Genomic DNA, 12,923 nt, shown 5'->3' on the forward strand with positions numbered 1-12,923 from the left:
CGCATCACGCGGTCAAGTCCTGGTCACAGCAGTTTGTCCAGGGTGATCGGCAGGTCGCGGACCCGCCGGCCGGTGGCGTGGTGGACGGCGTTGGCGATCGCGCCTGCCACGCCGACGATGCCGACCTCGCCCGCGCCGAGCACGCCGAGCGGCATGGTCGGGTCGGGATCGCCGAGACACTCGATGTCGATGCGTGGGATGTCGGCGTGCACGGGCACGTGGTACTCGGCCAGGTTGGCGTTGACGATTCGCCCGGTGTCCCGGTCGACGAGGGTCTCCTCGCCGAGCGCGGCGCCGATCCCCATGACGATGCCGCCACGCAGCTGGCTGGCCGCCGTCTTGGCGTTGACGACGGTGCCGATGTCGAACACCCCCAGCCAGCGGGAGACTCGTACCTCGCCCGTGTCCTGGTCGACCCGCACCTCGCAGAACTGCGCGCCACAGGCGGCTTTCACGTAGCGGCGCCGGTCGCGGAGGAACTTCGTCATGAAGCGGACCTGCCCGCCCAGCTGTCCGAGGCGGGTGTCGGAACCGACGGTGGCGGTGAGGTGGTCGCGTCCGGCGAGGGTGAGGATCGCGCCGGGCGACTCGGCCGGTGACACCCCGGCACGGCGTGCGAGCCTGCGGAGGTCCCGTTTCAGCCTGGCGGTGCCCTCGAGGATGCTCGACGTGACGCTCGCGGTCTGCGCGGAACCGCCCGCCCCGGGCCCGGCGGGTAGGTCGCTGTCGCCGTACTCGACACGCACCGCCGCGAACGGGACGCCGAGCGAGTACGCCGTGACCTGGCCGAACGCGGTGGCCGAGCCCATGCCCATCTCGTGGAAGGCGCAGCGGAGGAGCACGGTGCCGTCGGCGGAGATGCGGAGGGTGAGGTTGGCGGGGAACTGCCAGGAGGGGTGGTAGGCGGTGGCGACGCCCATGCCGACGAGCCAGCGACCGTCGCGCATGGAGCCGGGCTCGGGAGTGCGGTCCTGCCAGCGGAACCGTTTGGCGCCACGGGCGTACGCCTCGCGGAGCCCGCGGCGCGCGAAGAGCTTGCCGTCGAGCGGGTTCCGGTCGGGCTCGTTGCGCATTCGGAACTCGATGGGGTCGAGGTCGAGCCGGTAGGCCAGCTCGTCGACGGCCGCCTCGAGGGCGAAGGAGCCAATGGACTCGCCAGGGGCACGCATCGAGGTGGTGGACAGGGCGTCGAGGGTGACCTGGCTCTGCTGCACGAGGATGTTCTCGGCGTCGTAGAGGTGGCGCGACTGGGAGACGACCTGCTCCTCGACGCCGCCGACCCGGCCGAGCTGGGTGACGCTCGTGTGGATCAGCGCCGTGAGCCTGCCGTCGTGGCCGGCGCCGAGCGCGACGCGCTGGGCGGACGGGGTACGGCCGCCGACCGTGCGGTAGACGCCTTCGCGGGTGAGCATCAGGCGCACGGGTCTGCCGACGACCCTCGCGGCGAGCACGGCGAGGATGGTGCCCGGCCAGACGTTGATCTTGCCACCGAACCCGCCGCCGACGAACGTGGAGATCACGTGCACGTCGGTGTGGCTGACTCCGAACTTGTGCGCGAGGTGCCGTCGGGTCCAGTCGATGTTCTGGGCGCCGTCGTACACGGTGAGGCGGTCGCCGGTCCACGCGGCGGTGGTGGCGTGGGGCTCCAGTGCGTTGTGGTGGTGCATCGGGGTGGTGAAGTGGAGGTCGACGGAGACGTCGGCGGCTTCGAGGGCCGCGTCGGCGTCGCCTTTGCCGCCCCCGCCCGGAATGAGCCCGCTGTTCTTCTGGGCGACGGCGTTGGGTAGTTCCCGCTCGAAGTTCGTCGTCGCGGGTAGTTGGGCGTAGCTGACACGCACGCGGCGGGCGGCGTCACGGGCCGCTTCGAGCGAGGTGGCGACGACGACGGCCACGGGCTGGCCGTTCCAGTGGACCTCGTCGGTGTTGAGGTAGTTGACCGTGGTCGACGTCGCGAGTGTCGACATGTTGACGAGGCTCGGCCTGGGTGGGGCCTTCATCTCCGGGGCGTTCTCGTGGGTGATCACGGCGAGGACGCCGGGAAGGCCGAGGGCATCCTCGGTGTCGACGGCGGTGATGCGGCCCCGGGTGACGGTGGCGTGCACGAGGGCGGCGTGGGCCAGGTCGGGGAAGGGGTACTCGGCGGAGAACCGGGCGGCACCGGTCGTCTTGACGTGCCCGTCGACACGGTTGAGCGGCTCGCCGAGGACACGGGTCCTCGTGGGAACCGGAGTGTGCGGGAGTGCCGGTGCCTGGGTCATGAGAGGTGCTCCGCGGGTGGGATCAGGGTGCGCAGGGTCGCCACGACGGTCCGCCGGGTCAGCTCGAGCTTGAACTCGTTGTCCGGCTGGGTGATGGCGTCCGCCAGCTCGGCTTCGGCCGCCGTGCGGAAGGCCTCTTCCGTCGCGGGGCCCTGTTTCAGGGTCTCCTCGGCTTTGAGCGCTCGCCACGGGCGGGTGCCAACGCCGCCCAGTGCCAGGCGGACCTCGGCCACCCGACCGGACTCCACCCGCAGCGCCGCGGCCACCGAGACCAGTGCGAATGCGTACGACGACCGGTCCCGGACCTTGCGGTAACGGGAGTTCGCCGCGACGGGTAGCGGCGGCAGTTCGACCGCCGTGATCAGCTCGTCCTCCGCCAGCGTCGACTCGAGTTGGGGCGTCGAGCCCGGGGTGACGTGGAACTCCGACATCGGGATCCGGCGTGGGCCCCTGGTGCTTTCCACCTCCACCGTGGCGTCGAGGGCGGTCAGGGCCACGCACATGTCCGAGGCGTGCGTGGCCATGCAGTGGGGGCTCGTGCCCAGGATCGCGTGGTTGCGGGTGAAGCCGGTCCGCGCCGCGCAGCCGGTGCCGGGCTCGCGCTTGTTGCACGGCATCGTCGTGTCGTAGAAGTAGTGGCACCTCGTCCGTTGCAGCAGGTTGCCGCCGACCGTCGCCATGTTGCGCAGCTGGCCCGACGCGCCCATCAGGATCGCCTGGGTCAGCATCGGGTAGCGGGTCCGGACCAACGGATGCGCCGCCAGGTGACTGTTCCGGACCAATGCCCCAATTCGGATATTACCCGTAGGTAGTTCGGTTACTTCGTTCAGCGGAAGGGACGTTACGTCGATGACGGTGTCGGGGTGTTCTATATCACTTCTGATCAGATCGACCAGATTTGTACCACCGCCCAAAATCTTGGCGTCGGGCGTGACGAAGATCGTTTTTACCGCTTCTTGAACGTCTGTCGGGCGAAGGTAGTTCAGTGGTCTCATCTGGCTGTGTCCTCGATCGCCGCGACTATGCCGTTGTAGGCCCCGCAGCGGCACAGGTTGCCGCTCATGCGCTCGCGGATCTCCTCGGCGGTCAGCGTGGGGGTCTTCGACACGTCTTCCGTTGCCGCGCTTGGCATCCCGGCTCTGTGCTCCGCCAGCATGCCGATGGCCGAGCAGATCTGGCCGGACGTGCAGTAGCCGCACTGGAAGCCGTCGTGGTGCACGAACGCAGCCTGTAGTGGGTGGTCGACGCCCTCGATGGTGGTGATCTCGCGGCCCTCGTACTGCATCGCCAGGGCCAGGCACGACAGGATGCGCTCGCCGTCCGCAAGCACCGTGCAGGCGCCGCATGCGCCCTGGTCACAGCCCTTCTTCGTGCCCGTGAGACCCACGTGCTCGCGTAACGCGTCGAGCACGCTCACTCTCGCGTCGATCTCCACCGGGTGGGTGGTCCCGTTGACGCGCATTCGTACCTCGGTCACCGCTGCGCTCCGTTCGTCGGCCGTGGTCCGGCTCGATTTCGAGCTTAGCGAAACGCCGTTGACTTAACAAGGCGACGGCGTTGCGTTAACCGAGTCGTGGTTGACCCAATTGGCAGATCGTCGATCGGGCGAACGGAGCAAGGTCTGACATGTACGTTCCGTGTGGGGACCCGGTGAAAGTCCACTCAGAAGAGTGGCTAACCTACGCAGCGGATTTCGTGGTCGGCGACTCTCGGTCGATAGACGGGCGTTACCGGCTTCCCGTTCAATTGACGAAGCAGCCGGAGGCATCCTTGGCACTCAACACGACTCCGCGCCGCCGTTTCGGCGTGGCTCTCGGTGTGGTTCTGACCGGCGTCGCTGCCGGCCTCATCGGGTTCGCGGGCGCCGCCAGCGCCCACACTCGCGACGTGAAGGCCGCCTGCGAGGGCGACACCACGACGCTGCAGCTCAACTTGCAGTCGTACGCGACGAGCAAGAAGAAGGAAAACCACGTCAAGGTCACCGACGGCACCGAGACGCTCGTGGACGAGGGCTTCCAGTCCAAGTTCGTGAAGAACTACAAGACGTCCGGCTCCGTGGAGCACACCTTCACGGTCGTCGTGACGGCGTGGGACGACAACGCGAAGTACGGCTTCACGCAGACTCTCCACGTGAAGGCCTGCGTCGCCGCGCCGCCGTCGTCGACCTCCGAGACCACGACCACTACCACCACGACGTCGTCGTCGACGACCGAGACCACGTCCTCCACCGAGGCTCCCCCGACGGAGACCACCTCGTCCACGGAGAACGTCGTGGCCCCGCCGTCCGTGACGCCGACCACCACCACGACGACGCCGGAGGTCAAGGAAGAGGCCCTCGCCTCGACCGGCGCGAGCATCGGCCTGCCGCTGGGCATCGCGGGCGTGCTGCTCGCGGGTGGCGCGGCGGCGCTGTTCGTCGTTCGTCGGCGCAGCAAGGCCTGACAGCCAGACCAGTACGAACGCAGAGGGCGGGGCCGCGCGGGTGCGGGCCCGCCCTCTGCGTTTGCGGACACCTCCGTACGGGTATGAAGCCCGTGTGACAACAGGACAGCTCACGCTCGGCGTCGAAGAGGAGTTTCTCCTCGTGGGGACCGACGGCCTGCTTTCCCGCTACGGTCCCGAGATCGCCGACGCGAGCGAAGGCGAGCACGTCGAGGCGGAGCTGAAGACCTGCCAGGTCGAGGCCATCACGTCCGTGTGCCGCACGCCGGAAGAGGTCCTCACCGAGCTGACGGCCATGCGGGCGGAACTGTCCGAGGCCGCCGTACGCAGGGGACTGCGGATCCTGCCGAGCGGCTGTCCGGTCATGCCGGAGACCGAACAGCAGGAGATCACGCCGAACCCCCGGTACCTCCGGATGGCCGACTGGTTCGGTGCGACCGTCCGTTCGGTGGCAACCTGCGGATGTCATGTCCACGTCGGCATCCCGGACCGCGAGACCGGCGTCCGGATCATCAACCAGACCAGGCCGTGGCTGCCCGTCCTGCTGACCATCACGGCCAACTCCCCGTTCGACGGCGCGGACACCGGCTACGCCAGCTGGCGCTACCAGGAGTGGTCCCGCTGGCCCTCGGCAGGGGCGCCACCGCTGTTCTCCGGACTCGACGAGTACGAGTCCACCGTGGACAGCATGCTGCGCTGTGGCGCGCTCATGGACCGCGCGATGATCTACTGGGACATCCGATTATCCGAACGGCATCCGACGGTCGAGTTCCGAATCAGCGACGTCGCGGTGACCGCCACGCACGCGACCCTGTTCGCCACGCTCGTCCGAGGTCTCGTCGCCCACGCGCTCGACACCGCCGCCCCGCCGCCCCAGCTGCCGCAGACGATCCTGCGTGCCAACCTCTGGCGCGCGTCGAGAGAAGGCCTGAGCGGCTCGGCACTGCACCCCGTGACCGGCGAGATGACGCCCGTCCAGTCCCAGTTGGACGATCTGGTCGAGCTGCTGGCGCCGGTGCTCGGCGAGGACCTCGAGTTCGTCAAGGCGGGGGTGGCACACCTGCGCGAGCGGGGGACCGGCGCGGCACGCCAACGCGCGGCGTACAACCGTCGTGGTGAGCTGATCGACGTCGTGGACGCCTTGACCGGCAAGTAGAGTCGGGCGTGTGGTCGTACGCTGCGCGCTCGTCTTCGGGCTGCTCGGCCTTTTCCAGGCCACACTCGGCCCCCTCATCCCACTGCTGAGCGACCGCCAGCACCTCGAACCGGCCACCGCCGGGCTCATCGTCACCGGCTTCTTCGGCGGCAGCCTGGTCAGCACGGCCATCGGCGGCGCCCTCAGCGACCGTTGGGCCCGCGGCCCGCTTTACGTCGTCTGTGCGGTGCTCCTCCTCGGCGGCCTCGTCCTGTTCGCCCTGCCGCTGTCGTGGCCGTTGCCGCTCGGGGCCGTGGTGGTCGCGGGCCTCGGGTTCGGCGGGCTCGTGCTGATCATCAACGCCGTGACGGCCGCGCGTGGCCTCGCCCACGTCAACCTCGTCAACGGCGCCTACGGACTCGGCGCGGCGGCCGGGCCTGCGCTCGTCAGCCTCACCCACGGCGGCTACCTCTTCGCGGTGGTCGCCGTCTGCCTGGTGGGCACGCTGCCGCTGCGCCTCGCCGCGCCTGCGGCGCCTCCCGCGCACGAGCGCCTGACGGTCGGCCCGACACTGCTCCTGTTCTGCGCCCTGCTGTTCTCGTACGCGGGCGTCGAGACGGGACTGTCGAGCTGGGAGGCGACCCAGCTGCGTGCGCACGGCTACGCACCGGACACCGCGTCCGCGCTCACGTCGCTGTTCTGGCTGGGGCTCGCCACGGGCCGCCTGCTCGTGCCCCTGGTGACGAGGAACTGGACGGCCGTCCGACTGCTGGTGACCACCCTGCTCGCGTGCGCGGCGAGCCTCACGCTGATCACCGTCGACGTCAGCGCGCCGACCGGGTACTTCCTGCTCGGCATGTTCGCCGGGCCCGTGTTCCCGACGACGCTCGCGTGGATCGCGGCCACGCTGCCGCACCCGCGACGGGTCACCGCGGTCGTGCTCACGGTGGCGATGCTCGGCAACTCGGTCGTCCCCACGGTGATCGGCTTCGGCATGCAGGCCACGTCCGACCTCGCGCTGCCGCTGTTCGTCGCCGTGGCGATGGCCTGCTGTCTTGGGGTCGTGGTGGCCCTGAGCCGCACTCAGAGGGTCGCGAGCAGGGAGTAGATCTCGTCGGCGGTGCCCGGCAGCGTCTCGTGCCCGTAGTCCGGGTAGGTGCGGTAGGACTTCTCACAGGTCAGCTTGTTGTACGCGGCGAACTGCGTGGACGGCGGGCAGACGCGGTCGGCGAGCGACACGGTCAGCAGCGTGCGTGCCCTGACCCGCGGCGCGAGGTGCTGCACGTCCACATAGCCGAGACGGGTGAAGATCTCGTCCTCGCGCCGGTGCAGGGGGTCGCGCTTGCGGAAGTAGGCCGCGATCTCGTCGTACGGCTTCTTCTCGAGGTCCAGCTCCCACGCACGCCGGTAGTCGCTCAGGAACGGGTACACCGGCGCGGCGAGCCTGATCCGCGGCTCCAGGGCGGCGCACGCGAGTGTCAGGCCGCCGCCCTGGCTGAAGCCGGTCGCGGCGACGCGGTCGGGGTCGACGCCGTCGAGTCCCATCACGATCCGGGCCAGCCGGGCCGTGTCGAGGAAGAGGTGCCGGTACAGCAGGTTGTCCGGCGTGTCGTCGATGCCGCGCAGCAGGTAGGTGGCCATGGACCAGCCCGCGACCGGGATCTCCTCGACGGACAGGCCGGCCTGGCCACGCATGTCGAGTGCCGCGACCGTGTGGCCGAGTGCCACGTACGGCAGCTTCGAGACCCACTCGCCGGAGTCGCCGGTGTAGCCGTGGAACTCCAGCACGGCCGGGCCCTGCGGCTCGACCGGCTGGAGGAGCTTCGCGTGCACCCGCGCGCCGCCGGTCCCGGTGAACCACAGGTGGGAACACCGGGCATAGGGCGTCTGGAACTCGGCGGGGACGATCTCCACGTCCGCAGGGGTGTCGTCGAGGGCGGCGAGCGCGCGTGCCCAGTACTCGTCGAAGTCGGCAGGCCGGGGGTTGGTGCCCTGGTAGGTGAGCAGGTCGTCGAACGGCATGTCGAAGGTCAGCGGCACGGGTGCTCCTCTGTTCGGCGTCACCTCCACCCTATGGTGGTCAGAGTGGGGCGAACAGGTCGACGACGGTGCCGTCCGGGTCCTCGACACCCGCGTATCGCTGTCCCCAGAACGCATCCCACGGCGGCCGGTGACCGCGGTACCCGGCGTCGACCAGCTCCTGGTAGGTCTTGTCGACGTCGGCGCACAGGAAGGCGAGATTCACGCGGTGGCCGCCGGTCGGTTTCGTCCATTCCGGAGCGAATGACCGGATCGTGTCCACTGTGTCCCACGCGATCCGCAGACCGCCGGGCAGTTCCACGTCCACGTGTGGCTCGTTGTCGCTGTCGAGTGGGACGTCGAGGCCGAGGCGGCGGTAGAAGGCCAGCGAGGCACCCATGTCCTCGACGACCAGGCCGATGAGGCCGAGTTTCGGTGTCATGCCCACGACGCTAGGCGTCCGCCGGGCCGGGGTCTTGAAGGAATCGGACGTCACTCGTCGGCGGGCGCGGCCACCGGGATGTCGTTCGCGGCGGCCCAGGTGGTGATGTCCTGGTTCTGGATGGCGGTGGACATCAGGTCCGGGAACTTGTCCGGGGTGCACGCGAACGTGGGGATGCCCATCGCCGCGAGCGCCGCCGCGTTGTCGTGGTCGTACGCCGGGGCGCCGTCGTCGCTCAGCGCGAGGAGGCAGACGACCTGCACGCCCTCGGCCTTCAGCGCCTGTGCGCGCTGCATCATCTCCTCCTCGTTGCCGCCTTCGTACAGGTCGGTGACGAGCACGAGAACCGTGTCGCGCGGCGTCTCGATCCTGGTCTGGCAGTAGGCGAGTGCCGCGTTGATGTCCGTGCCGCCACCCAGCTGGATGCCGAAGAGCAGCTCGACCGGGTCGGTCAGGGAGTCGGTGAGGTCGACGACCGACGTGTCGAACGCGATGATCTGCGTGCGCAGCGAACGGATCGACGCCAGCACCGCGCCGAACACGCTCGCGTACACGACAGAGCTGGCCATCGAGCCGCTCTGGTCGAGGCACAGCACGATCTGCTTGCTGACGTTCGGCAGGCGGCGGCCGTAGCCGACCAGGCGTTCCGGCACGACCGTGTGGTGATCCGGTTGGTAGTGCTTGAGGTTCTTGAGGATGGTGCGGTTCCAGTCGATGTCGGACTGGCGGGGGCGGTTGGTGCGGTTCGCGCGGTGCAGGGCACCGGTCACCGCCTGCCGAGTCGGCTGGGCGAGGCGTTTCTCCAGGTCGTCGACCACCTTGCGGACGACGGCACGCGCGGTGTCCCGTGACCGCTCCGGAATGGCGTGGTTGAGGGAGAGCAGGGTGCCGACCAGGTGCACGTCCGGTTGGACGGACTCCAGCAGCTCGGGTTCCAGCAGCAGCTCACGCAGACCGAGGCGTTCCATGGCGTCACGCTGCATGACCTGGACGACCGAACTGGGGAAGTAGCCCCGGATGTCGCCGAGCCACCGCGCGACGCGCGGGGAGGAGTTGCCGAGGCCGCCCCGGCGGTCCTCGTCCCTGTCGTACAGGGCTTTCAGCGTCGAGTCGCGCTTGGCGTCCACACCGGACAGTTCCGTGCCGGTGCCGTCGGCGTCCTCGCCGCCGAGGATCATCCGCCACCTGCGCAGGCGTTCGCTCATCGGAGAAGCTCCAGGATCCTCGGCACGACAAGGGAGGCGCGGTCGCGGTCGAGCGTGGTGTCGTCGGCCCGCACGCCCGACGCGCCCTCGCCTCGGTCGATGCGCCTGACGCGCAGGCCGATGTCGCGGCGTTCCGTCGCGGTGAAGTCGGCGAACGTCCTGCGCAGCAGGGGAAGCAGGTGGTCGAACAGCTCGGCGTCGACGCTCGTGGTCCAGCGGTCGACGATCTCGAGCAGCTCGGGTTCGTGCACCAGCAACGCGGCCTCGCCGGACAGGAAGCCGTCGAGCCAGCCCGCGGCCTGTGTGGCGTCCGAGGCGAGGGACAGCCTGCGGGACAGGCGGGCGGCCGCGTCGGCGACGTCCAGGAGGCCCGCGTCCAGGAGCAGCCGCACGGCGCGGCCCGCGATGACGCCCGGCACGCCCTGCCGGTCCGCGACCGACCGCAGCGCGCCCAGCCAGACGACCCGCAGCTCCGGCTGGTCGAGCAGGCCGATGCCGCGCTGCACGCCGTCGATCAGCTCCCGCACGTCGGCCGCCGCGTCCTCGTCGAGCGCGGTGCACGCGGCGGCCAGGCCGACCGTGACGCGGGTGATGATGCCGGTCAGGACGCGTTGCACCAGCTCGGTGTCGGCCCGGCGGACGTTGCCGTAGCGGCGGACCCGTGCCATCGGCTCGACCGCGGCCATGAGCCGGGTGATGTCGTGCTGGCGGGCCGCGCGTTCGTCGAGTGCGGCGAGGACGTCCGCTAGCGCGGCGGGCAGGTCGGCGGTCAGCGTGGTCTCGACGAGCGTGCTCAGCACGGCGATGTCGGCGTCGGCGGTGCGCTGCGCGACCACGGCCGTCGCCGCCGACTCGATGGTCGTGCCGAAGCCGCTGGCCTCGATGAGCGCGACCTCCAGCTCCGGCTTCCACTCCAGGGTCCAGGTCTCCCGGAAGGTGCCCTTGGTGCGGGAGGTCTCCGCCTGCTCGCCCCAGGGGACCTCGAGCAGCTGCAGCCGGTGGAAGAGCTTGCTGCGCTCCAGGTGCGACGGGGTCCGCAGGTCGAGGTCCAGGTCCTGCTCCGCGGCGCTCTGCTTGAGGCGCAAACGTTTGCGGGTGGCGGCGAGGTCCATGGCGAGCGGCACCATCGGGGTCTCGGGTGGCACGCGGCCGAGGATGTCGCCGACGAGCAGTTTGCGGGCCACGAGTCGCATCGGGACGTCCGACCCGCCACACAGGACCGCCTGGCACGACTCGAGCACCTCGGGGAGACCGGGGTGCGGCCGGTCGCGGATCGCGGCGAGTGTCCTGGTGAGACGGACCGCCTCGATGACGGCGGCCGACGACACGTCGACCTGCTCGCGGCGCAGCAGGTGCGCGACGCGGACGAGCCAGCGCCCGACGACCTCGTCCTTGGCGGTGAACAGGTGGTGGTACCAGCCGGGGGACTCGATGCCCGCGCCGTAGCCGCTCATCCTGGCGAGCCGCGTCGAGGTCCACGGCACCCAGGTGGCGGCGACCTTGGTGGTGCGTAGGCCCTTCAGGAGCTGGTTGTCCGCGGTCTGGGTCGGGAACTCCGACGGCACGAGGGTCGGTGCGTGCCAGGCGCCGCAGACGACCGCGATCGTCTCGGCCCCGCTGCGGATCGCGGCCCGCAGCACGCGGCGCATGGCCGCCTCGCGTCGCCGGGTGCGCAGGTCGGGGGTGTGTCCCTCGCGGAGGGCAGCCATCGCGTCGAGTACCGCGGTGAACACGTCGAGGCCGTGGTAACGCAGCTCGACGGCGTCCTCCCACCAGCGCTCCGGGTCGTCGAAGCCCGCGGTCTCCGCGAGGGTCTTGATGGGGTCCATCGGTGCCTCGGACTCGTCGTCGTCCTCGAGGACGAGCGAGATCGCCGCGGGCAGGTCGAGGAAGCGGACCTCGCGTTCGTGCTCCAGGGCCCAGCGCAGCGCGACCCACTCGGGCGAGAACACCGCCATGGGGTAGAAGTTGGCCGTGGAGGGCGCGTCCACCGCGTACACGAGACCGGCGACCGGTGGCCGCATTCCCTGTGCGGCGGCGAGTGGCGCCACCGCGTCCAGTTCGGGCGGTCCCTCGATCAGCACGATGTCCGGGTCCAGCTCGGCCAGTGCCCCCGACACCGCGCGAGCCGACCCCGGCCCGTGGTGCCGGATCCCGAGGATGTGGACCTGGCTCACGCCGCAAGCTCCGCTCACGCCGCTCACGGCCTCCCCTCGCAGGCTCGGTGACGCCGTTCGTCGGCGTGGTGCCGACGGTTCGCTCCGCAAGCTCCGCTCACATCAGCTCTCGGCATGCCCGGTAGAGGTCGTTCCACGGCTTCCGCTCCCGGACAACGGCTTCCAGGTACTCCTGCCACACGATCCGGTCCTGCACCGGGTCCTTGACGACCGCGCCGTGCAGGCCCGCCGCGACGTCGCCTGCCCGGACGACGCCGTCGCCGAAGTGGGCGGCCAGTGCGATCCCGTTGGTGACCACGGAGATGGCCTCCGCCGTGGACAGCGTGCCCGACGGTGACTTGATCTTCGTGCGGCCGTCCTCGGTGACGCCGTCACGCAGCTCGCGGAACACGGTGACCACGCGGCGGATCTCGTCGATGTTCTCCAGCTCGGCGGGCAGGCTCAGCGACTCGCCGAGCTGCTTGACCCGCAGGCGGACGATCTCCACCTCGGCCTCGGGGTCGTCGGGCAGCGGCAGCACGACCACGTTGAAGCGGCGCTTGAGCGCGGCGGAGAGGTCGTTGACGCCTCGGTCGCGGTCGTTCGCGGTGGCGATGATGTTGAAGCCCGCGCGGGCCTGGACCTCGCTGTCCAGCTCGGGGATCGGCAGTGTCTTCTCGGACAGGATCGTGATGAGCGCGTCCTGCACGTCCGACGGGATGCGGGTCAGCTCCTCGATCCGTGCTATGCCACCGGTTTCCATCGAGCGCAGGACCGGGCTGGCGACGAGCGCCTGCTGTGACGGGCCTTCCGAGAGGAGGCGGGCGTAGTTCCAGCCGTAGCGGATGGACTCCTCCGCGGTGCCGGACGTGCCCTGCACCAGCTGGGTGGAGTCGCCGGAGATGGCGGCGGCGAGGTGCTCGGACAGCCAGGTCTTCGCGGTGCCGGGGACGCCGAGCAGGAGCAGTGCGCGGTCGGTGGCGAGGGTGGCGATGGCGACTTCGATGAGCCGCCGTGAGCCGAGGTACTTCGGCGTGATGACGGTGCCGTCGGCGGTCTCGCCACCCAGGACGTACGTGGCGACCGCCCAGGGTGAGAGCACCCAGTTGGGCGGCTTGGGCCGGTCGTCCTGCTTGCGCAGTGCCGTCAGTTCGTCGGCGTGCTGTTGTTCGGCATGCGCGCGAAGCACGTCCGTCATGACGCCACCTCGCTTGCTGCGTGGCGTCGGAACGCTCCGCAGGCTCGGTGGCGCCCTGAATATCGACG

At 70.1% G+C, this 12,923-nt stretch carries 11 protein-coding genes; 3 read left to right on the forward strand and 8 right to left on the reverse strand.

Going from position 1 to position 12,923, the window contains the following annotated elements; translation table 11 throughout:
- Nucleotides 1-23: 23 nt before the first annotated feature.
- The 3 genes from CLV71_RS12635 to CLV71_RS12645 are packed head-to-tail and all read right to left on the reverse strand — an operon-like array spanning nucleotide 24 to nucleotide 3,735.
- The gene (locus CLV71_RS12635) at nucleotides 24-2,258 is read right to left on the reverse strand and encodes a xanthine dehydrogenase family protein molybdopterin-binding subunit (protein WP_133902894.1); all 2,235 of its coding nucleotides are present in this window, start codon (nucleotides 2,256-2,258) and stop codon (nucleotides 24-26) included.
- Nucleotides 2,255-3,253: an FAD binding domain-containing protein gene (locus CLV71_RS12640; protein WP_133902895.1), complete on the reverse strand. Its 999-nt coding sequence runs from the start codon at nucleotides 3,251-3,253 to the stop codon at nucleotides 2,255-2,257. The genes CLV71_RS12635 and CLV71_RS12640 overlap by 4 nt, the downstream gene beginning before the upstream one ends.
- On the reverse strand, nucleotides 3,250-3,735 hold the full coding sequence (locus tag CLV71_RS12645; RefSeq protein ID WP_133902896.1) for a 2Fe-2S iron-sulfur cluster-binding protein: 486 nt from the start codon (nucleotides 3,733-3,735) through the stop codon (nucleotides 3,250-3,252). The genes CLV71_RS12640 and CLV71_RS12645 overlap by 4 nt, the downstream gene beginning before the upstream one ends.
- A 329-nt stretch (nucleotides 3,736-4,064) precedes the next feature.
- Between CLV71_RS12645 and CLV71_RS12650 the strand changes: the two genes are divergently transcribed.
- From CLV71_RS12650 to CLV71_RS12660, 3 genes are all read left to right on the forward strand, one after another.
- Nucleotides 4,065-4,700, forward strand: coding sequence for an LPXTG cell wall anchor domain-containing protein (locus CLV71_RS12650; protein ID WP_133902897.1), 636 nt, complete (start codon nucleotides 4,065-4,067; stop codon nucleotides 4,698-4,700).
- A gap of 94 nt (nucleotides 4,701-4,794) precedes the next feature.
- Entirely contained in the window at nucleotides 4,795-5,856 is a 1,062-nt protein-coding gene (locus CLV71_RS12655) for a carboxylate-amine ligase (protein WP_133902898.1), read from the forward strand.
- A gap of 10 nt (nucleotides 5,857-5,866) precedes the next feature.
- The gene (locus CLV71_RS12660; protein WP_133902899.1) at nucleotides 5,867-6,943 is read left to right on the forward strand and encodes an MFS transporter; all 1,077 of its coding nucleotides are present in this window, start codon (nucleotides 5,867-5,869) and stop codon (nucleotides 6,941-6,943) included.
- Here CLV71_RS12660 and CLV71_RS12665 read toward each other — a convergent pair.
- From CLV71_RS12665 to CLV71_RS12685, 5 genes are all read right to left on the reverse strand, one after another.
- On the reverse strand, nucleotides 6,919-7,875 hold the full coding sequence (locus tag CLV71_RS12665) for an acetylxylan esterase (RefSeq protein ID WP_133902900.1): 957 nt from the start codon (nucleotides 7,873-7,875) through the stop codon (nucleotides 6,919-6,921). The two genes, CLV71_RS12660 and CLV71_RS12665, sit on opposite strands and share 25 nt — an antisense overlap.
- Nucleotides 7,876-7,915: 40 nt before the next feature.
- A complete protein-coding gene (locus CLV71_RS12670) occupies nucleotides 7,916-8,296 on the reverse strand; it encodes a VOC family protein (protein ID WP_133902901.1) in 381 nt (126 codons plus the stop codon).
- Nucleotides 8,297-8,346: 50 nt separating this feature from the next.
- Complete coding sequence (locus tag CLV71_RS12675) at nucleotides 8,347-9,501, reverse strand: VWA domain-containing protein (protein ID WP_133902902.1); 1,155 nt, start codon at nucleotides 9,499-9,501, stop codon at nucleotides 8,347-8,349.
- Nucleotides 9,498-11,678 carry a DUF5682 family protein gene (locus tag CLV71_RS12680; protein ID WP_133902903.1) on the reverse strand — a complete coding sequence of 727 codons (2,181 nt, stop codon included), beginning with the start codon at nucleotides 11,676-11,678 and terminating at the stop codon, nucleotides 9,498-9,500. The genes CLV71_RS12675 and CLV71_RS12680 overlap by 4 nt, the downstream gene beginning before the upstream one ends.
- 97 nt (nucleotides 11,679-11,775) lie before the next feature.
- Nucleotides 11,776-12,855 carry an ATP-binding protein gene (locus tag CLV71_RS12685; RefSeq protein WP_133902904.1) on the reverse strand — a complete coding sequence of 360 codons (1,080 nt, stop codon included), beginning with the start codon at nucleotides 12,853-12,855 and terminating at the stop codon, nucleotides 11,776-11,778.
- Nucleotides 12,856-12,923: the final 68 nt, after the last annotated feature.

It is taken from the genome of Actinophytocola oryzae, assembly GCF_004364325.1.
GTDB lineage: Bacteria > Actinomycetota > Actinomycetes > Mycobacteriales > Pseudonocardiaceae > Actinophytocola > Actinophytocola oryzae.